This is a genomic window from Helicobacter typhlonius (genome assembly GCF_001460635.1).
GTDB lineage: Bacteria > Campylobacterota > Campylobacteria > Campylobacterales > Helicobacteraceae > Helicobacter_C > Helicobacter_C typhlonius.
Window position 1 is genome coordinate 780,058 of the sequence record NZ_LN907858.1, and the last position, 19,847, is coordinate 799,904.

At 39.4% G+C, this 19,847-nt stretch carries 17 protein-coding genes; 13 read left to right on the forward strand and 4 right to left on the reverse strand.

The annotated features are described in order from the left end of the window. Positions 1–31: 31 nt before the first annotated feature. The 4 genes from BN2458_RS03885 to BN2458_RS03900 all read left to right on the forward strand — a co-directional run bounded on the left by BN2458_RS03885 (position 32) and on the right by BN2458_RS03900 (position 5,631). On the forward strand, positions 32–655 hold the full coding sequence (locus tag BN2458_RS03885; protein ID WP_034325813.1) for an NAD(P)H-dependent oxidoreductase: 624 nt from the start codon (positions 32–34) through the stop codon (positions 653–655). A 12-nt stretch (positions 656–667) separates the two neighbouring features. Next, on the forward strand, positions 668–3,040 hold the full coding sequence (locus BN2458_RS03890) for a ribonucleoside-diphosphate reductase subunit alpha (protein ID WP_034325811.1): 2,373 nt from the start codon (positions 668–670) through the stop codon (positions 3,038–3,040). A 384-nt stretch (positions 3,041–3,424) separates the two neighbouring features. Beyond that, positions 3,425–4,579 carry a CNNM domain-containing protein gene (locus tag BN2458_RS03895; protein ID WP_052082134.1) on the forward strand — a complete coding sequence of 385 codons (1,155 nt, stop codon included), beginning with the start codon at positions 3,425–3,427 and terminating at the stop codon, positions 4,577–4,579. Positions 4,580–4,581: 2 nt separating this feature from the next. Beyond that, positions 4,582–5,631 (forward strand): CNNM domain-containing protein, encoded by a 1,050-nt coding sequence (locus tag BN2458_RS03900; RefSeq protein WP_034325809.1) that lies wholly within the window; start codon positions 4,582–4,584, stop codon positions 5,629–5,631. A gap of 201 nt (positions 5,632–5,832) precedes the next feature. On the opposite strand, the gene BN2458_RS03905 is transcribed toward BN2458_RS03900, so the two are convergent. From BN2458_RS03905 to BN2458_RS03920, 4 genes are read right to left on the reverse strand one after another with little or no spacing between them, the layout of a single operon-like run. Then, positions 5,833–6,717 carry a hypothetical protein gene (locus BN2458_RS03905; protein ID WP_052082144.1) on the reverse strand — a complete coding sequence of 295 codons (885 nt, stop codon included), beginning with the start codon at positions 6,715–6,717 and terminating at the stop codon, positions 5,833–5,835. Next, a complete protein-coding gene (locus tag BN2458_RS03910; RefSeq protein ID WP_034325807.1) occupies positions 6,707–7,951 on the reverse strand; it encodes a replication-associated recombination protein A in 1,245 nt (414 codons plus the stop codon). Before BN2458_RS03910 ends, BN2458_RS03905 begins: the two co-directional genes overlap by 11 nt. Positions 7,952–7,960: 9 nt before the next feature. Further along, positions 7,961–8,323 carry a heat shock protein transcriptional repressor HspR gene (locus BN2458_RS03915; protein ID WP_034325806.1) on the reverse strand — a complete coding sequence of 121 codons (363 nt, stop codon included), beginning with the start codon at positions 8,321–8,323 and terminating at the stop codon, positions 7,961–7,963. 9 nt (positions 8,324–8,332) lie between these two features. Then, positions 8,333–9,220 carry a DnaJ family protein gene (locus BN2458_RS03920; RefSeq protein WP_034325805.1) on the reverse strand — a complete coding sequence of 296 codons (888 nt, stop codon included), beginning with the start codon at positions 9,218–9,220 and terminating at the stop codon, positions 8,333–8,335. Between the two features lie 161 nt (positions 9,221–9,381). Between BN2458_RS03920 and BN2458_RS03925 the strand changes: the two genes are divergently transcribed. The 9 genes from BN2458_RS03925 to BN2458_RS03965 all read left to right on the forward strand — a co-directional run bounded on the left by BN2458_RS03925 (position 9,382) and on the right by BN2458_RS03965 (position 19,846). Next, positions 9,382–12,333 (forward strand): RecB-like helicase, encoded by a 2,952-nt coding sequence (locus BN2458_RS03925; RefSeq protein ID WP_231944851.1) that lies wholly within the window; start codon positions 9,382–9,384, stop codon positions 12,331–12,333. Positions 12,334–12,599: 266 nt separating this feature from the next. Next, entirely contained in the window at positions 12,600–14,117 is a 1,518-nt protein-coding gene (gene nhaA / locus BN2458_RS03930; protein WP_058122045.1) for a Na+/H+ antiporter NhaA, read from the forward strand. Further along, the gene (locus BN2458_RS03935; protein WP_058122046.1) at positions 14,114–14,305 is read left to right on the forward strand and encodes a hypothetical protein; all 192 of its coding nucleotides are present in this window, start codon (positions 14,114–14,116) and stop codon (positions 14,303–14,305) included. Before nhaA (BN2458_RS03930) ends, BN2458_RS03935 begins: the two co-directional genes overlap by 4 nt. A 20-nt stretch (positions 14,306–14,325) precedes the next feature. Continuing rightward, positions 14,326–15,651 carry a sodium/proton antiporter NhaA gene (gene nhaA / locus BN2458_RS03940; RefSeq protein WP_034343010.1) on the forward strand — a complete coding sequence of 442 codons (1,326 nt, stop codon included), beginning with the start codon at positions 14,326–14,328 and terminating at the stop codon, positions 15,649–15,651. 46 nt (positions 15,652–15,697) lie between these two features. Then, entirely contained in the window at positions 15,698–15,997 is a 300-nt protein-coding gene (gene yajC / locus BN2458_RS03945; protein ID WP_034325801.1) for a preprotein translocase subunit YajC, read from the forward strand. Positions 15,998–16,127: 130 nt separating this feature from the next. Next, positions 16,128–17,819, forward strand: coding sequence for a protein translocase subunit SecD (secD, locus tag BN2458_RS03950; RefSeq protein ID WP_407081056.1), 1,692 nt, complete (start codon positions 16,128–16,130; stop codon positions 17,817–17,819). Continuing rightward, positions 17,819–18,790 (forward strand): protein translocase subunit SecF, encoded by a 972-nt coding sequence (gene secF, locus BN2458_RS03955; RefSeq protein WP_034325798.1) that lies wholly within the window; start codon positions 17,819–17,821, stop codon positions 18,788–18,790. Before secD ends, secF begins: the two co-directional genes overlap by 1 nt. Positions 18,791–18,800: 10 nt before the next feature. Further along, a complete protein-coding gene (locus BN2458_RS03960; RefSeq protein WP_034325797.1) occupies positions 18,801–19,139 on the forward strand; it encodes a DUF6394 family protein in 339 nt (112 codons plus the stop codon). 17 nt (positions 19,140–19,156) lie between these two features. Further along, the gene (locus BN2458_RS03965) at positions 19,157–19,846 is read left to right on the forward strand and encodes a hypothetical protein (RefSeq protein WP_034325796.1); all 690 of its coding nucleotides are present in this window, start codon (positions 19,157–19,159) and stop codon (positions 19,844–19,846) included. Position 19,847: the final 1 nt, after the last annotated feature.

Sequence of the window (19,847 nt, forward strand, 5' to 3'; positions counted from 1 at the left end):
CTTTTTATTTCATTAATCATAAGGAGGAGTTATGAATAAGTTTTTAGAATCTGTGCATTTTCGCCACGCTTGTAAGCTTTTTGATGAAACCAAAAAGATTCCAAAAGAGACTTTTGAGGAAATTTTAGAAGTAGGGCGACTTGCTCCAAGCTCCTTTGGTATGGAGCCTACACGACTTTTGGTATTGCGTAGTGATGAGGCAAAGGCGGCTTTGCGTCCATTGTGCTGGAATCAGGTGCAAATCACAAGTGCGAGTGAAGTGGTAGTTTTTAAGACTTTGCAAAGCGATTTAGTGCCACCAAGCGAATATGCTAAGCAAAATACTTTGCGGCGCAAAATGGATTTGAGTGGTTATGATGTATTTTGCAATCGTTTGGGCGGACATTTGCAAGCGCGTGGGTTTGTAGATGATAAAATCGCCCATTGGAGCGCGCTTCAAGCCTATATTATGGCGACATATATGGTGGCTTATGCGAGTTATTTAAAGATTGATACTTGCTATATTGAGGGCTTTGAAAAGTGCAAGGTAGAGGAACTCTATGGGCTAGATCCTTTTAAAGAACAAGTCGCGCTCATCGTGTGTTTTGGCTATCGTGGCAAGGAGCAGCAGCCACGTTTTAGAATCTCGCTTGATGAGTTGGTGGAATACAAATAAGGGAGAGTTTATATGCTAGATACAATTAAAGTTACTAAAAGAAATGGGCGCATTGAACCACTTGATATTACAAAGATTCAAAAGCATACATTTGCAGCAGTAGAGGGCTTAGAGGGTGTAAGCCAAAGTGAATTGGAGCTTGATGCGAAACTTCATTTTAGAGATGGGATTACAACAGAAGAGATACAGCAAGCTTTAATAAAGACTGCTGTGGATAAAATTGATGTGGATAAGCCAAATTGGACTTTTGTAGCAGCGCGCTTGTTTTTGTATGATCTCTATCATAAGGTAACAGGTTGGACTGGGTATAAGAAACTCGAAGAGTATTTTGCATTAGGTGAGAAAGAGGGAAAGCTCGTGCGTGGGTTAAAAGAAAAGTATGATTTGGATTTTTTAGATTCTCACATTAAGGCAGAGCGCGATTTGCAGTTTAATTATTTGGGTATAAAGACACTTTATGATAGATATTTACTCAAAGATGTCAATAATCAACCTATTGAATTACCCCAGCATATGTTTATGGCTATTGCTATGTTTTTGGCACAGAACGAAAACAATCGTGATGAATGGGCAGTGAAGTTTTATGATATGATTTCCTCATTTGAGGTAATTTGTGCTACTCCTACGCTCGCAAATGCTCGCACTACGCGACATCAACTAAGTTCTTGTTTTGTAGGTAGCACACCTGATAATATCGAGGGTATTTTCGACGCATATAAGGAAATGGCACTTTTGAGTAAATATGGTGGTGGTATTGGCTGGGATTTTAGTCGTGTAAGAGGGCTTGGAAGCTTTATCGATGGACATAAAAATGCTGCTGGTGGCGTTGTGCCTTTTCTTAAAATTGCCAATGATGTTGCCATTGCTGTGGATCAATTAGGCACAAGAAAGGGTGCGATAGCTACGTATCTAGAGATTTGGCATAATGATGTACACGATTTTATCAACCTACGCAAAAATAGCGGAGAGGAGCGCAGACGTGCCCACGATTTATTCCCTGCTTTGTGGATTTGTGATTTATTTATGAAGCGTGTAGAGGCGAATGAATACTGGACGCTTTTTGACCCATATCAATGTGCAGATCTCACAGAGTTGTATGGCGAGGCATTTGAGAAAAAATATATTGAATACGAAAATACAGAATCCTTGCTGAAATCGCGCGTTTTAGCGAAGGAGTTATGGAAGAAGATTCTAACGAATTATTTTGAATCTGGATTGCCATTTTTATGCTTTAAAGATAATGCAAATCGTGCTAATCCAAACGCACATTCAGGGATTATTAGAAGCTCTAATCTCTGCACGGAGATTTTCCAAAACACAAGCCCAAATCATTATGTGATAGAGGTGGAGTTTGAAGATGGCTCAAAGAATACATTTGAAGAAAATGAAGAGATTACAATAGATAGTGGCGTGAGAAAAAAGGCAAACAAGATTACAAGTGTAGATTCTATAAATGGTAAAAAAGTCTTTATGAGCGCACGTGTGGCTCAAAGTGGCGAAACAGCAGTATGTAATCTTGCAAGTGTGAATCTTAGCAAAATTAATACAAAAGAGGATATTGAGCGTGTGTTACCCATAGCGATAAGAATGCTTGATAATGTTATTGATTTGAATTTCTATCCTAACCGCAAAGTCAAAGTTACCAATCAAAAAAATCGTGCCATAGGACTTGGTGTGATGGGTGAGGCAGAAATGCTAGCGCGTGCGGGCATAGAGTGGGGAAGTGGGAAGCATTTGGCTAAAATCGATGAGATTATGGAGCTTATTAGTTTTAATGCAATTAGTGCAAGTGCGAATCTTGCTAAAGAAAAGGGCGTATATCCTTATTTTAGCGGTAGTAATTGGAGTAAGGGGATTTTCCCTATTGACCTTGCAAACAAAGAAGCTCTTAAGCTTGTTAATAAAAGTCTCTTTACACAGGATCAGTGCGATTGGGAGGCATTGCGGACAAAGGTAAAAACACAAGGTATCCGTAATGGTTATTTGATGGCGATTGCTCCGACAAGCTCGATTAGTATTTTGGTAGGCACGACACAAACTATCGAGCCTATTTATCGTAAAAAATGGTATGAAGACAACTTAAGTGGGCAGATTCCGGTTATTGTGCCACATTTGAATCTTAACACTTGGGAATATTATGTATCAGCATATGATTTAGACCAAAGTCTTATCATCAAGGCTGCGGCGGTAAGGCAAAAGTGGATAGATCAGGGGCAAAGCACAAATATCTTTGTGCGCATTGATAAGGCAAGTGGTAAGATGTTGCACGAGGTATATATGCTTGCGTGGAAGCTCGGGCTAAAAAGCACATACTATTTACGTTCCCAAAGTCCAGAGACAGAAGAAGTAATGAATAGAGATATAGAGTGTTTGAATTGTCAATAATTGTTTTTCAAATTACACCAAATACGATTTTTGCTGAAAAAGACGAAATGTTTTGAGGTCGCACAGATAATATAGATAAAAGATATTTTTTAAAGTGTGCAAAGGTAACCCCTTGCATAAAATCAAAGTCATTTCGCATTTGAAATTAAAGTGAGAGATTTTACTTTGATTTCAAATATTTTAAACACCCGCTACACATACTTTAAAATATTAAAAACTCTTTTAGAGTGTCTTTATCCTCTTAATAAAATTTAAACTTACGCATTATTTTTTCTCATATTCACGACACAAACCAAAGAAAAACCGCAAATATTTTATACATTATGCTATAATACACGACTTATTTTGCTTTCTACAACTCTAACAACAGGATATAGAAACTTTATGGGTTTACTTATCACTTATTTTTTATTTGCTATTTGCATTTCTTTTGTGTGTTCGGTGTTAGAGGCGGTGCTTTTTTCAGTTACGCCGCCATTTATGGAGAGTTATCCTAAGATTCACCCAAAAGGTGGCAGGATTCTGCGCTATCTCAAGGCAAATATAGACAACGCTATTGGCGCAATCCTTATTGTAAATCTTTTTGCAAACACGGTGGGTGCGGCTGGTGTGGGTGCACAGGCAGTAAAAATCTTTGGCGAGACTTGGCAGGGCGTGGTTGCATTTGTAATGACTATTAGCATTCTGTATATTTCCGAGATCGTGCCTAAGACGATTGGTGCAACTTATTGGAAAAGTCTTATCCTTCCCGCATCTTATGCGATTATGGTGCTGTATATGATTACCCTTCCACTGGTGTATGTCTCGCGCATTATCACTCACCTTTTTAGAAATAACGCCACAAATCAAATGAGTCGCGATGAAGTCTTAGCAGTAATGGAGCTTGGGGAAAAGAGTGGCTCGATAAATGAGCTTGAAGGTGATATACTAGAAAGTCTCATTGAGCAAAAATCCCTCAGTGTGCAAGATATTATGACGCCAAAAGAGCGCATTTTTGCGCTTAATGAGGAGATGAGTATCAAAGAGGCAAATAAAGCTATAAGGGATCATAAATACTCGAGGATTCCATTGTATAGAGGTGCAGAGGGCAATATCTGCTCCCTCATATATCGCAAAAAGATTTTACAGGCAATGCTTGATAAAAAAAAGAAAAAACCCCTTAAGCATTTTGCGAGTGAGATTGCATTTGTGGATATGAATCTTACCCTGTTTGACTTACTCAAGCTGTTTATTAATAAAAAAGAACATTTGTTTGTAGTTATTGATAAGAGGAAGAATCTAGTGGGTATCGTAAGTCTCGATGATGTGATAAGTGCAACCCTTGGTGTGGTGTATGTGCCAGAGCAGCAAAGTGAAACACAAGGTGTTGCAGAAAATGTGCCGCTAGATTCTAAAAATGTAGAAACGAGCATTGAAAATTTTGAGATAATGACTAAAGATGCGGATTACACAGAAACTAATGATATAGGCGCAATGGAAAATACAGAAATAGAGCTAGATTCTAAAGATATAAAATTTAGCCTCGCACAAAAGGATTAGCAATGGGATTGCTTATTTTATACTGCACAATCGCCATTGTCGTGTGTTTTGTCTGCTCGATTATGGAATCTGTTTTTTTATCTATCACACCATCATTTGTGAAAAGCTACGAAAAGAAAAACCCAAAAATTGGCGGTTATTTAAGATATTTGAAAAATAATATCGATGACGCGGAGGGTGCAATTTTGGTGCTGAATACTTTTGGTGTTACTGCGACTTCTACTGGTGTAGGTATTGAGGTGGCACGCATTTTTGGTTTAGAGTGGCAAACCTATGGGGCAATGCTACTTACGATTGTGCTGATTTATGCGTGCGAGATTTTCCCCAAGACGCTCGGTGCGACTTATTGGAAAAGCTTCGCACCTACTGTTACCCTAGGTATTCACTATCTACTTAAAATCACCTATCCTTTTGTGTGGGTGTCGAAGTTTATTACGCGCTTTGTCAAGCCAAAGAAAAATAGCAATCCTATAAGTCGCGAGGAAATTCTAGCCGCTAGTCAGATAGGCTATAAGGGCGGTTCAATCAGTATGCAAGAGCAAAAGATTATTGAAAATCTCTTTGAGCTTAAAAAATATCAAGCCTTTGATATACTCACGCCTCGCAGTGTTGTTTTTGCCTTGCAAAACGATATTGAGGTGGGCGATGCGTTGGAGCTTGATGGGATCTACCATCACTCGACTATTCCCATTTATGGGGAGAGTCTCGATAATATTATCGGTATTGTCTCTGCGACAGATATTTTAGAAGAAGGGATAAGAAAAGAAAAAGATAAAAAAATCTCTGAATTGATGCGTCCGGTGCATACGATTCCATTTGATATATCGGTTTTATATCTGCTTAATCTCTTTAGACGCAAGAATGAACGTTTTTTTGTCGTGCAAGATACTTATGGGCAACTCGTAGGTGTGGTAACACTTGAAGATGTGATTGAAACGCTTTTGGGCGAGGAGATTATCGATGAATTTGATGCAGCGGCAGATATGCAAAATTTTGCAAGAGAAAAAATCAAAGGTTATCGTTTAAAATATTTGAGCAAACAGCATGGTTAAAAGTAATATGCGCTTATCATAACAATCCAAACTCGCACAAAGTTTATGAATAATTGACAAAAATATAGAATTGAGTCTTGTGAATATGGTGAGTTTGGATTAACAAATCGTGTGGATTCTATCTGTGCAGATTCCAAATCACAAATTCACAACTTGTCCGCAATCAAAGTGGCTTTAGGGTGGGTTTAAAGTGCTGTTTCATTAGTTAGAATAAGAATTTTGTTTTTTTGTCGCGTCTAAAAATACATATCCAAAAGCGAGTGAGAATCCTATAAAAAGATTACTCCCTTTTTCCCTGATATGTCGCCCCTGTAGCGCGTAGTATTTCACATATGGAGCGATTGATAGCTTTTTGTAGAGATTGGTATCAAGGCGTATTTCTACCTCGAGCTGATAGAGCGGATTGTAGGTCTCCGGCGCGGAGCTATAAAGATAATGTCGCAGGTTTGTAAAGTAGTAAAACTTTGAATTTGTATTGAATTTATACTCTAATGTTATACCACCCTCCCAGCCGTAATTCTCACTCGCAGTGCTTATAGCAAAGTCTCTCTCGCTAAAAGCATTGATATGTAAATCTTTCAAATACACGCCATCAAAGAGCTTCATTCCTGTATTAAACCTCACAATTTGTCGTCTATTTTGGAATCCACTTTGATAGTTTGCCTTCACAAATGGACCTATTTCAAAGCCCCCGGCAAATGTGGGAACATACCAAATCCTGTGCGTATAGTCTGTGGAGATGAGGATTCTATCAAGGGTGGTGTTATTAATGTGTACATCATCACGTATAAGGATTGTGCGTCCATATTCTGCAAGAGCGGAGTTAAACACGACATAGCGCGGCGCGTAAAAGTCAAGCCCCAAGTCAAAATGCCCTTGCGCAATGAATTGAGAATCCCCGCTTACGCGACTATCGGAAAAATCTACATATTGGTCTTGCCCTTTTATCGAAGCGGAGCTGATATTTGTCGAAATGCGTTTTAGCTCGATGTGCCACCCACGCTTATCAGGATTCACATCAATCCCTGCCCCATAAGCGTTTAGAATCCACAATGCAAGACTTATAAGATAAAATTTAATTTTCATCTGTTTTATCCATATCTTGCTTGTCTTTTTGTGTGATTTTTGTGTGCCACTCATTCAAAGTCTTTTCAAAGCCCTTAGTGGTAGTTTCTACAAAATGTATATCTTTGAGCTCCTCGCTCAAATAGTTTTGCTCGACATAGCCCCCAAACTCGTGCGGATAGAGATAATTTGTAGAATGGGGCATAATATTTTCTGGCACTTCGAGTATAAGCCCATTTTTGATTGCTTCCATTGCTTGGTTAATCGCCTTGTAGGCAGTATTGCTTTTGGGTGAACTTGCGAGGTAAATCACACATTGAGAGAGGATAATGCGAGATTCAGGATAGCCGATTTTCCCCACTGCTAGTAATGTGCTTGTAGCGAGATTCAGTGCATTTGGGTTTGCATTACCAATATCTTCACTCGCAAGAATCACAAGCCGTCTCGCGATAAACTCGGGATTTTCATTCGCGCTCACAAGTCGCGCCAAATAGTAGATACTCGCCTCTATATCACTTCCGCGTATGGACTTGATAAGCGCACTAATAAGGCTATAATGACTCTCTGCCTCACTCGCACCATCATGCAGAGCAAAAGGACGCAGGGATTGGAGTAGCTCGAGTGTAATCTCATCCTCTCCCGTGGAAATTCCCGCATCAAGGAGATTTAATAATGCCCTCGCGTCCCCTGCACTTGAAGTGATGAGATAAGTTTGTGCTTCTTGCGTGATTTGCACCTTTATGCAAAGATGAGATTCTATATATGCTAGTGCGCGGGTTAGAATCTTGTTTAAACTTTGATTTGTGAGGGGCTTAAGCTCAAAAAGAAAGCTCCGCGAACGAATGGCATTTGTAAGGGAGATAAAGGGATTGTAGGTGCTTGCGCCACAGACAATGGCACTATAAGATTCCATAATCGGCAGTAATACCTCTTGCTGTGCGCGGTTGAGGCGATGCACTTCATCAATAAAGACAAGTGGCTGATACAGACTTCCCTCATAGCCTTTAACAAATTGGCGCAACTCCTCGATTTTAAAGGAAGTTGCATTATAGGAAGCAAATGGTTTGTTGAGTGTCTCCGCGATAATTTGGGCGAGTGTGGTTTTACCCACGCCGGGTGGTCCATAAAAAAAGCAATGTGCCAAGGCATTATTTTTTAGCATTTTTAAAAGAGTGCTTTGAGGCGAGAGGATATGCTCCTGTGCGATAAAATCCTCTAGTGCAGTAGGGCGGAGTAAAGAAGCGAGATTTAACAAGAGACAACTTTATTTTTTTTGAAATAAAATGATTTCATACGAGCTTTGGTAAGTTTGCAAAACATTGCTTCTACCTTGATGTTTGGCGAGGTCCTCGCGTAAGTCGCCGGTCATTTTATCAAGCTCATCAAGTCGTTCTTTAAGTCGCAAGATAATATCTACTCCTGCGAGATTCACACCCATATCACGCGTGAGTTTTAAAATCGTCTTGATTTTATCAATATCGCGTTGGGAATAAAGGCGCATTTTGCCATCAGTCCGCCCGGGCTGAATAAGTCCTTCCTTTTCATATTGTCTTAGTGTTTGTGGGTGAATCTCTAGAATCTTTGCCACCACGCTAATAAGATAAACCGGCTCATCATAGCTATACATATGCCCTCCTTATGTAAGTTGTTGTTTTAGCATTGTCTGTAATTCTTGGCTAAGGCTGTCTGTGTGAGGTAAAATGATATTTGCCTTCACATATAAATCCCCTAGAATGCTTGTTTTGCGATTTTTGATACCCTTACCTTTAATGCGAAATTTTTGGTTGTTTTTGGTATTTGCTGGAATGGTAAGTGTTATGTCGCCATAGAGCGTAGGTAGAGTGATTTTACCACCAAAAAGTGCCACAACAAGCGGCACATCAAGATTCTTATACAAATCATCTTCATCGCGCGTGTATTCTTGTGATGAAGCGACTTGCACCTTAAGGAGTAAGTCTCCGCTGCGTCCATTGTGTGAATTTCCCTTGCCTTTGAGGCGGATAGTCTCGCCATCTTTTATCCCCACAGGGATTTTTATATCAAAGTTACCACTACGCCCATTGTAGTGGTAACTTCCGCCGAGTGCGGCACTCTCAAATGGAATCTTGATATTATCCTGCAAATCAAGGCTTGGTGTGCTAAATCCAAAGTCATCACCGCCTCCACTGCCAAAACCAAAGTTGCCAAAGTTGAATGCGCCTCCATTGCCTTTGCTAAAGCCACCCATACCAAAGATTGAAGATATTAAATCATCAAAATTGACATTTGCACCTTGAGCGCGTGAGAAATCGTGGAAATTTTGTCCGCCAAACATCGCATCGCCAAAGCGGTCGTATTGCGCTTTTTTATTTTCATCGCTTAGCACTTCATAGGCAGCATTGACTTCTTTAAACTTTTCCTCTGCACCCGGCTCTTTATTGATATCTGGGTGATATTTGCGCGCAAGTTTGCGATAAGCTTTTTTAATCTCCTCGCTTGAGGCATTTTCATTAATTTCGAGTGTATCATAAAGACTTTTTGACATATATAGCTCCTCATAGATTGTATAAAAATAAATTTAAGCGTTATTGTATCATAAAAGTTTAGTAAAGTGCAATCAAGGTTTGGTTTTTGTAGAATCTTATGCTTCTCACTGCTTTCTTTAAGATATAATTACCCCTCACAAAGCTTACAAAGGATAAGAGAGTGCAACATACACAAATAAAGCAAGACCAAACCAAACTCGCACAAGCACAATTTCTAGCCCTCAAGGCTTCAGCAGGGAGTGGCAAGACCTTTAACCTTGCTCTGCGCTTTATCTATCTACTTTTTTGCGGGGCAAATCCTCATCAGATTCTTACCCTTACTTTTACCAAGAAAGCTTCAAATGAAATGCGACACAGAATCTACGAGTATTTGCGCTCACTTAAACAATCAATTGCGGATAATACTTACCAAAATAACATTATCTATCAGGATTTATGCGAGAAAAGGGGGCTAAGTTATCAGTTTATTAGTCAAAATATCAATAAAATTTATGCGGAGTTTATGCAGACTAATCCGCGTATTACGACTATTGATGCGTTTTTTCATAATGTGCTTAAAAAATTTTGTTGGTATGTGGGTGTATCGGCGTATTTTGAGATTGGCAATGTGGATTTAGGGGCGATAAATGAACGCTTTTTAGGCTCTTTTAGCACGGAGGATATGGATAAAATTGTGCGATTTTGCTTTTTTAATCGCATAAAAATAATGGATTTTTTGAGATTTTTATCCTCACTTTGTGCCTTTCCAGCAAGGGATATAAAACACGCGCTGGGGGAGGATTTAGAATCTATAAACTTAAGCTATGAGGACATTGATAGTGCAATCAAGGAGAGAATGAATCGCATTTATGAACATATAGATTCAATTATGAGCGAGACCAAACGCGCAAAAACATACTTTGCGCAAAAAATCACCGCGCAGAGTATCGCCCAAAGCTCGAGTTATCTTCTTAAATGGAGCACACATAATGAGCTAAAAAACTATAAACTAGATACTTTAGACCAAACGCGCAATGAGATTCTAAGCCTTATCAAAATTTATTATGTAAAGAAAGAACAAGAAGTATTGAGTTTGATTAAAAACTATATTGTGCGCTATGATAAGTCTAAACAGGCTCAAATTCGCTCCCAAAGCTTTTTGGATTATAATGATGTAACGCTTAAGAATTATGAACTTTTTATGCGTAATATTGATAGAGATTTTTTCTACTTTCGCCTTGATGATAAAATCACACATATTTTGCTTGATGAGTTTCAAGATACGAGTATTATGCAATTTCAGATTCTAAAGCCAATTATTGATGAAATAAAATCAGGTGATTCGCGCAAAAAAATTGATGAAAAAAGCCTTTTTGTCGTGGGCGATGAGAAGCAAAGTATTTATGGATTTCGTGGGAGCTTTTCTGCGGTATTTAAGGAGGCTACGAAAGGTTTAACACAAGAGAATCTCCCCTATAATTTCCGCTCAAAACCGCGCGTGATTGAATTTAATAATCGCTTGTTTAAAGAATGTTACAAGGATTATATACCGAGTAAAAGCCCCGATGAGAATGCACAGGGTGGATATGTGCGCGTTCTTAAAGCCGTGCAAGATTCTGAATCTTTAGGCGCACAAGTCTATACCGAGCTAGAAGCGTTAGTGCAAAATGGTGCAGATGAAAATCAAATTGCGATTTTAGTGTTTAAAAACAATGACGCTACATTGCTTAAAGACTATATAAACGAGCAAAATCCGCGTATAAGTATCGTTACAGAGGCGAGTTCCTCGCTTTTTGCCAAAAAAGAGGTGGTATTAATCCTCAATGCTTTGAGATATATCAGTCTTCTAAAATTGCAAGCGGATTCTAAAAACTCTAATAAGGATTCTAAAAATACCAAAACGAGCGCAGATATGTGTGAGATAAGTAATGCTCTGCGATTATATGAAAAACAGATAGGCAAATTGTGGGGTAGGGCTTATATAGAATCTGCCGAGGTAGTAGCAAGGATTAGTGCTATAGATATTGCCTCATCTCCCGCTAATGTCGTCCTTTCTATGATTGAGACTTTTAACATCGCAAATAGCGTATCCCTACGCTTTTTGGAATTAGCAAGTGAATGTAAGAGTATTAATGAAGTGCTGGATTTAGAATCTAAAGCCCAATGCAATGCTCCTGCCCAAAGCAACAAGGGTGTAAAAATTATGACGATTCATAAGTCAAAAGGTTTGGAGTTTGAATATCTTATTGTGTGTGATAGAATCGGTGGCACTAAAGGTGATATGGATAAATTTATATACGAGTATGACAAGCTCAACATCTCTCGCATATATTATAAAAGCAAGGCGCGTGAAAGCTTTGATGAAGAATATAACAAGGCATTGCAGGAGCATAAAAAGCGATACGAGCAAGAAAAATATAATGTGCTTTATGTGGCTTTTACCCGCGCACGATATGGTTTAAGCGTGATAAGAAAAGAAAAATCAAGCGAGTTTGAGATTTTGAATCTAAGCGAAGAGATAGACGCACTTCCTCGTTTTGAGGCTTCTTTTCAGCAGGATTTGCAGATGTCTAAACCCATTAATGTGCTTCAATCTATGCAACACTTTGGGCGACAAAATGACTTTATCAGGCAAGAGCGGCATAGTAGTGTTCTTGAATCTGCAAAATGGCACAATATCCATTTTGGAGAGGCTATCCACAGCGCGTTTGAGTTGTATTTTAGTTTTGGGCTAGATAGGGAGGATATTGGGCATATTTTGTTTAATCGCTATGGTTTTGGGCTAGATAGGGAGCATATCAAAGAGGTAATAAACATAGTTTTTGCGTGTATCAATAATCCTCGCTTTGCTGCACTTATGAAGAATAAGAAGATTCTGTGCGAAGTGGGATATATCGTGCAGTCCTGCCTGTATCGCATAGACGCGCTATTGCAAGATGAGAAAGAATGTTTCGTGCTTGATTACAAAAGTGGCACAAGGGAGCAAGAAGCGCAAGAAGCGCAGGTAAGAAACTATATGCGATTTTTAGTTTCGTTTTATGGCGAGAGCAAAAAAATTCGCGGTTTTATTATTTATCCGCTAAAAAAGCAGGACGAGCAGATTCTTGAGGTAAGTTTGGGAGAGAAAGTCTAGTTTTTTAAAGATTTAAATATTTACACTTGTCATAAGTTTTGGATTTCTGTATCGCATAAAGATTTTTTTGATTTTGAAAAGGTAGATTCTAAAAACATACAATTTTTGTCTTGCTAGATGATTTATCTCACACAAATATGTCGCATAAAAGAGAGATTTAGCTTCTTAAATGCACTTACTTAATTGTAACATTTTGTCAGTATAATGCGCGATTTTAACCCGCTCACGAAAAAATCAAGTCTATGTTATAAAAAGGAGTTTTTAAGATGGCTATTGAAGCGGCAATCACACCGAGCCGACATTCCTATGTCAAAGATAAATTGCAAGAAGGCTTAAATCGCTTTATTACACACGAATCTTTTGGTGGAATCTTACTCGCCTTTTGTGTGATAGCGGCTATGCTTGTTGCAAACTCCTCTTATGCGGAGATATATTTTTCATTTTTTCATAGCGAACTCGGCGTGTTTTTTAGTGATTCCACGTTAAAGATGAGTTTGCAGGAGTTTATCAATGATGTGTTAATGTCGTTTTTCTTTTTATTAGTGGGCTTAGAAATGAAACGTGAAATGCTTTATGGAGAACTTGCAGGATTCAAAAAAGTGAGCTTCTCTTTCCTCGCGGCGCTTGGGGGGATTATTTGCCCTGTAATGATTTATCTATACTTTAATATGGGCACGGCGTATCAAAATGGCTTTGGTGTGGCAATGAGCACAGATACCGCCTTTGCACTGGGGCTGATTATGCTCCTTGGTGATAGAGTACCTAAGATTCTAAAGATTTTTCTCGTAACTCTCGCTGTGGCTGATGACTTGGGCGCGATTTCTGTAATTGCAATTTTTTATTCTGATTCTATCAATATGGAGTGGATTTATGCTTCGCTCGTGTTGATTGCGCTGCTTATCTACCTCAATTATCGTGATACAAAATACATCTCTTTGTATGTTTTGGTGGGTATTTTGCTGTGGATTTGTGTGTATCACAGCGGGATTCACGTAACCATAGCAGCAGTTATTCTCGCTATGGCTATCCCCGGGCGCACACGCGTGAATAAGCGATATTTTATCAATATGCTAAAAGAGTTTGATCATATGAAAGTCGTAACAAACGATTGGAATGATGTGATACACGCGAAAGATGTTGAAAAAACGAGCTTTTGGAAGGGTAGTATAAAAAATATCAAAAATTTTATGTCGAGTGCGCAAGATGTGGAAAAAAAGATTGATATGGCAAAGACTTCTCAACTCGTCCATATGCTCGATACCATAGGGACTTATTCACGCTACGCGCAGAATCCTCTTATACGTCTTGAAATAGCTTTGCAGCCATTATGTGCGTATTTTATTGTTCCGCTTTTTGCCTTTGCAAATGCTGGTGTGGCTATCAATGGTGGAGTTGATCTTAATAGCGTTATGCTTGGCACGACTTTGGGTTTAGTAGTAGGTAAGCCTATTGGTGTGCTTTTGTTTTGCTTTTTGGGCGAAAAACTGAATCTTGCTACGCGTCCTAAGGATTTGAATTACGCACATATATTCTCTGTGGGTGTGATTTCTGGGATTGGATTTACAATGTCTATTTTTGTGGCAAACTTAGCGTATAAAGATGATGTGATAAGTGTTGATATGTCTAAGATTTCTATTCTTATTGCGAGTTCTATTGCGGTCGTGCTTGGGCTTTTAGCAGTGTATTTGAGTACATCTAAGCAGAAAAAGCAGGCAGAAAATATTAGTGTACAAGACGAGCATCAAAAAGTGCAAGATGAAATTCAAAAGCTCAAGGAGATGTGATAAGTGTTGATATGTCTAAGATTTCTATTCTTATTGCGAGTTCTATTGCGGTCGTGCTTGGGCTTTTAGCAGTGTATTTGAGTACATCTAAGCAGAAAAAGCAGGCAGAAAATATTAGTGTACAAGACGAGCATCAAAAAGTGCAAGATGAAATTCAAAAGCTCAAGGATATGCAGAGCATTATCTAATTTTACAAAAAGGAGTAGAAATGAAAAATAGAGTAAACAAAGTCTCGGATGCCCTCAATAGCTTTATCCGCGCAGAATCTTTTAGTGGGATTTTTCTCTTTTTTTGTGCAGTGAGCGCAATGATAGTCGCAAACTCACCATTATCGCATATTTATAAGGAATTTTGGGAGCAACCCTTTGGCTTTAGCTTTGCTGGGGGATTCTATGGATTTAGCATACACGATTGGATTAATGATGTGTTGATGTCGATTTTTTTCCTTATGGTGGGGCTTGAGATTAAGCGCGAATTACTCTTTGGGGATTTGTCAGGCTTTCAAAAGGCGGCTTTTCCGGTTATTGGTGCTATTGGTGGTATGATTGTCCCGGGCGTGATTTATTATGCGCTCAATATGAATACTCCCTCATATCACGGCTTTGGAATCCCAATGGCAACGGATATTGCCTTTGCTCTGGGTGTGATTTTATTGCTTGGAAAAAGAGTGCCTTTGGCTCTAAAAGTATTTCTCGTAACTCTCGCTGTGGCTGATGACTTGGGCGCGATTGCTGTAATTGCAATTTTTTATCCATCGCCCGAAGGATTGCATTTATCGTTTTTGCTCGCTGGAGTAGGGATTGTTGGCATATTGGGTTTTATGAATTATTTTGGTGTGCGCCATTTGGGCGTATATATCGGTATAGGTATTTTGCTGTGGTTTTGCGTGCATCACGGGGGGATTCACGCGACTATCGCCGCTGTGATATTGGCATTTTGTATCCCGGTGAAGCCAAAGATTGAGAGCAAGGAATTTGTTGAGGTCGTGCAGCAGATGATAACAATTTTTGAGAGTAAAGATAAGGAGCGCAAAAATATTTTGCTTGATGCAGAGCAGATGAGTGCCATTAATAAGGCAGGACAGGACTTTAGTAAGGTGCAAAATCCGCTTCTGCGCCTAGAGCACGCCCTGCAACCTTTGTGTGCTTTCATCATTATGCCGCTTTTTGCCTTTGCAAATGCTGGCGTAGATGTGAGTGCGGAGGTAAATTTCAATATTGACAATATTATGCTTGGTATTATGCTTGGGCTTGTAGTAGGCAAACCTGTGGGAATCTTGGGACTCACATTTTTGTGTGAGAAATTCAAAATTGCTGCTCGTCCTGAAGGCGTAACTTGGAGTCATATATTTGGTGCGGGAATGTTGGCTGGTATTGGATTTACGATGTCGATGTTTGTATCAAATCTTGCCTTTGATAATGTGCATTCTGCTGATGTATCAAAGGTAGCGATTTTGCTTGCTTCAAGTATTGCAGGGATTCTTGGCTCGTTGTATTTGATTATTAATCATCAAATCAGCAAAGCTAAATCTTAACTATTCTAAGATAGAATCCGCGCTTATTTTAACATAAAGGATTACTATGCAAGGGCAAGGTGGAGCACAAGAAGTGATGATGTCATTACTTCCTATTGTATTTTTTATTGCGATTTTTTATCTACTTCTCATTCGTCCAGCGAATGTGAAGCGTAAAAAACATCAAGCGATGATTGATGCATTGCAAAAGGGCGATAAGATTATCACAACCGGTGGTCTTATTGTAGAAATTGTAAAGCCCGAAAAGACTTTTTTTAGTGTGCGTTTAAATGATGATACAATTGTGCGCCTTTCGCGAGAGTTTATTGCCTATAAACTCGATGAAAATGATCTCGCACAAGAATAAGTGATATTATCTTAAAATGGCAAAGCAACACATCAAACCCACCCCAACCAAAAGCCTCAATTATAGGCTATGGGTGCTCATTATCGCCAGTGTGCTTGGCATTGCTCTTAGTCTGCCTTCTTTTACCGATATGGGTGGGCGTAAAATCTCACTCGGGCTTGATTTGCAAGGTGGTTTGAATTTACTTTTGGGTGTAAAGACAGAGGAAGCGATAAGGGCGCGGCTTTCATCTCTTGCCTCACAAATTAGTTTTGATACTAAACGTGAGAAGATTCTTATCGATAATCTTAAAGCGACCGAGCACGACGTGAGTTTTGAGCTTTTCGATAGTGATGAAAAAAATAAACTCAATAAGATTCTATCAGGTATCAACGGACTACGCATAAGTGAGAGTAATGGCACATATACCCTTAGTTTCACACAAGAATATGAAGAGGAAGTTAAGGAAAATGCGCTAAAACAAGCCATTGACACAATACGAAATAGACTTGATGAATTTGGCTTAAGTGAACCGAGCGTTACGCAGCAAGGAGTAGATAATATCCTCGTGCAGTTGCCGGGCATTAAGACATTGCAAGAGGAGCAAAGAGCGCGAGACCTCATCGCAAAGCCTGCGCATTTGCAGATGATGGCAGTTGATGAGGAGCGTAATGCGCGCGTTAGCACAATGAGTGAGCTTGAGGCGCAAAAATATAATGATATTATTTTGCCTTTTGTGAGCTCAAGAGAATTACAAAGTCTTGAAAAAAACCTCTCTACATTGAAAGAAGATGTAAAAAATCTAAAGCCTGAATCTACGCAATATCAGCAGTTAGAGGATAAAATCACTTCACTTGAACAGGAAATCCGTGCGAAAAAGATGCAATCACAGCAGGTCATTTTACTTAAAGCCGTGCCTATTCTTGATGGCGAAATGCTTACAGATGCACGAGCCGCTTTTGACCAAAACAATCAGCCAATCGTGAGTTTTAGTCTTGACGCGAAAGGGGCAAAAATCTTTGGCGATTTTTCTAGCACAAATGTTGGTAAGCGTATGGCGATCGTGCTTGATGGCAAAGTGTATTCCGCGCCTGTGATAAGAGAAAGAATCGGCGGTGGGAGTGGGCAAATCAGTGGTGGATTTAGTGTAGAAGAGGCAAGCGATTTAGCCATCGCCCTAAAAAGCGGGGCATTACCCGCGCCTATGGAGGTGCTAGAAAAGCGCAGCGTGGGACCAAGTCTTGGAGAAGATTCCATAAAAGCCTCGCTTATCGCGCTAGTGAGCGGCTTTTTGCTTGTGATTATTTTTATGATAATGTATTATTCACTTGCTGGTGTGATTGCCATCATTGCACTTTTTGTCAATATTGTGCTTATCGTGGCGGTTATGGCATTTTTTGGCGCGACTTTGACTTTACCGGGTATGGCTGGAATTGTGCTCACCGTTGGTATGGCAGTTGATGCGAATATTATCATTAATGAGAGAATCCGTGAGGCTCTGCGAGAGGGATTAAGTATAGCAAAATCCATAGAGGTGGGCTATGCAAATGCTTCAAGGGCAATTTTTGATTCTAATCTTACCACACTCATTGCTGCAGTTTTGCTTTATGCTTTTGGTTCTGGTGCAATTAGGGGCTTTGCCATTACTATGGGAATTGGTATTAGTGCCTCAATATTAACGGCGATTATTGGTACACACGGCATTTATCAGGTGATTGTTTCGCGTATAAGTAAGAGTGGAAATATTTCTTTGTGGTTTGGTATAAAATTAGAATCTCCCCAAAATACAGCATTGCAAGATTCACAGCCAAAACAAGCGAAAGCGCTAAAGGGGGCAAGGTAATGGAGATTCTAAAAAAAGTTAGAGTGTATGACTTTGTGAAGTATAGCTCCTATGGATTAGCAATATCTATAGTGCTTATCATCGCTTCATTCGCACTTTTAGCAGTGAAAGGATTTAATCTAGGGATTGACTTTGCTGGGGGGTCTGTGGTGCAGCTACAATACAAGGAAGCCGCACCATTAGCGCAGATTCGCGCACTTTTAGCACAAGATGAGAGATTTAAAAACACACAGGTAAGCGAGTTTGGCTCAAAAGAAGAAGTGCTTTTGAAGATTCCATATATTCCCACAAATGTTGATGAGGATATAGCGCAAGATATTCTTAAACTTTTAGAATCTAGTGGCAGCTTTGAGCTGCGTAGAATGGATTCGGTAGGTCCAAAAGTGGGTGATGAGTTGAAGCAAAATGGTATTATTGCGCTTATATTTGCCCTTAGCGCGATGATGATTTATATTTCGTTTCGCTATGAATGGCGCTTTTCTCTCGCTGGAGTTTTAGCACTTATGCACGATGTGATTATCGTTTCTGGTGCAGTAATACTTGCCGGAATAGATTTTAATCTTGATGTTTTAGCCGCGCTCCTTACGATTATTGGCTATTCTATCAATGATACGATTATTATTTTTGATAGAATTAGAGAACAGATGATGAGTAGGCGACAAAAAGATATGCGATATGTGATAAATGAAGCGGTTTCTTGCACGCTTTCACGCACAATTCTCACTTCGCTCACGGTGTTTTTTGTGGTGCTTACACTTTATCTTTTTGGTGGGGAGATTATTATAGGATTCTCGTTTCCTATGCTTGTTGGCGTGATTGCTGCGACTTGTAGTTCAATGTTTGTAGCACCTCGTCTCGCCTTGCTCTTTGGCTTTAGCCTTGATGAATATTACAAAAAAGAGAGCAAGAAACTCAAAAGGCAAGAGGAAAAGAAACGTTTGCGTGCAATGTATGAGCAAGGAACATTATAAGGAGTAGGCAATGGATTGGGGTAGAGTATTATTTGTATTTTTTAGTTTGATGAGTTTGACTTTCACATTGGGGTTTTTGTTTGAAAGCAATATTATTATACTTTTTATTGCTACTGCGATTAATTTTATCGCCACGACTTTGCGCATAGGCGTGAAAAGCTCCCTTGCACCTGAACTTCTCGCAAGTTCCCTCGTAGCTGATTTTCATTTGATACCGGCTTTTATATTTTTGCAAATTTTTGGCGAGATTGAGATTGCCACTTCACTTGTGATAGGTGCTGTGGTTGCGAATTTATTTTCTGTGATTTTGCTTTGTATCGGTGGGGCAAAAAGCAAGGAGAATGATTAGAGCTTCAAGGCATTAGTATGAGGCATAGCGTAAGTATTTATTCTATTCTTGGCTTTATGTCTATGTGCTTTTTTGCCGCTTGTGCGAGTTATAAGCTAGAAGTAGCTAATGTGTCGCTGTATAACGAGGGTGTGCAGATTGTGGATTCTGTAAAATCACAAAGCAAGGTGCGCCTTGAGGTAGGGCAGCAGATTGTCGGCGGGGTAAATACTGCTCCATTGGCACTTTTTGTTTCAGCCCTTAATCTCTCTAGTCGCAATGTGATGTTTGATAGGGAGAGTGTGTCGCTTTATCAAAATGATAAGCTTGTCGCGACATTAAGCGATAAAGAGGTTAAAAGTGCTAATTTTGATTTTGGCTACATTATAGAATCTTATCATCTTTTTGTGCCTCCCGTTCCTGTACAAAGCCAACCTATGGGGATACCGCTCATTTATCGGGGATATTTTACTGGATTCTATATTTATGATGAAATGATTTTTTCCGCGCGTGAGCGAATGCGCCGACAAATTGAGCTTGATGCCCAGCAGTTAAAAAGGTCAATCATTGTTTCAAGTATGCTACAAAAGAATACACTCGAGCCAAAAAGTCCGCCAAAGGGTGGATTTATACTCTATGCGCCCTCTACTCTAAAGACAGGGGAGCTAAAGCTTTTTGTGCGCGTGGGCGAGGAAGTGCATACTTTTATCCTAGAGCTTAAAAAATAAG

Bases quoted from the DNA above. Each gene is read 5' to 3' on its own strand.
- BN2458_RS03885 (WP_034325813.1), top strand. From the start codon at position 32: ATGAATAAGTTTTTAGAATCTGTGCATTTTCGCCACGCTTGTAAGCTT.
- BN2458_RS03890 (WP_034325811.1), top strand. From the start codon at position 668: ATGCTAGATACAATTAAAGTTACTAAAAGAAATGGGCGCATTGAACCA.
- BN2458_RS03895 (WP_052082134.1), top strand. From the start codon at position 3,425: ATGGGTTTACTTATCACTTATTTTTTATTTGCTATTTGCATTTCTTTT.
- BN2458_RS03900 (WP_034325809.1), top strand. From the start codon at position 4,582: ATGGGATTGCTTATTTTATACTGCACAATCGCCATTGTCGTGTGTTTT.
- BN2458_RS03905 (WP_052082144.1), bottom strand. From the start codon at position 6,717: ATGAAAATTAAATTTTATCTTATAAGTCTTGCATTGTGGATTCTAAAC.
- BN2458_RS03915 (WP_034325806.1), bottom strand. From the start codon at position 8,323: ATGTATAGCTATGATGAGCCGGTTTATCTTATTAGCGTGGTGGCAAAG.
- BN2458_RS03920 (WP_034325805.1), bottom strand. From the start codon at position 9,220: ATGTCAAAAAGTCTTTATGATACACTCGAAATTAATGAAAATGCCTCA.
- nhaA (WP_058122045.1), top strand. From the start codon at position 12,600: ATGGCTATTGAAGCGGCAATCACACCGAGCCGACATTCCTATGTCAAA.
- nhaA (WP_034343010.1), top strand. From the start codon at position 14,326: ATGAAAAATAGAGTAAACAAAGTCTCGGATGCCCTCAATAGCTTTATC.
- yajC (WP_034325801.1), top strand. From the start codon at position 15,698: ATGCAAGGGCAAGGTGGAGCACAAGAAGTGATGATGTCATTACTTCCT.
- secD (WP_407081056.1), top strand. From the start codon at position 16,128: ATGGGTGGGCGTAAAATCTCACTCGGGCTTGATTTGCAAGGTGGTTTG.
- secF (WP_034325798.1), top strand. From the start codon at position 17,819: ATGGAGATTCTAAAAAAAGTTAGAGTGTATGACTTTGTGAAGTATAGC.
- BN2458_RS03960 (WP_034325797.1), top strand. From the start codon at position 18,801: ATGGATTGGGGTAGAGTATTATTTGTATTTTTTAGTTTGATGAGTTTG.
- BN2458_RS03965 (WP_034325796.1), top strand. From the start codon at position 19,157: ATGAGGCATAGCGTAAGTATTTATTCTATTCTTGGCTTTATGTCTATG.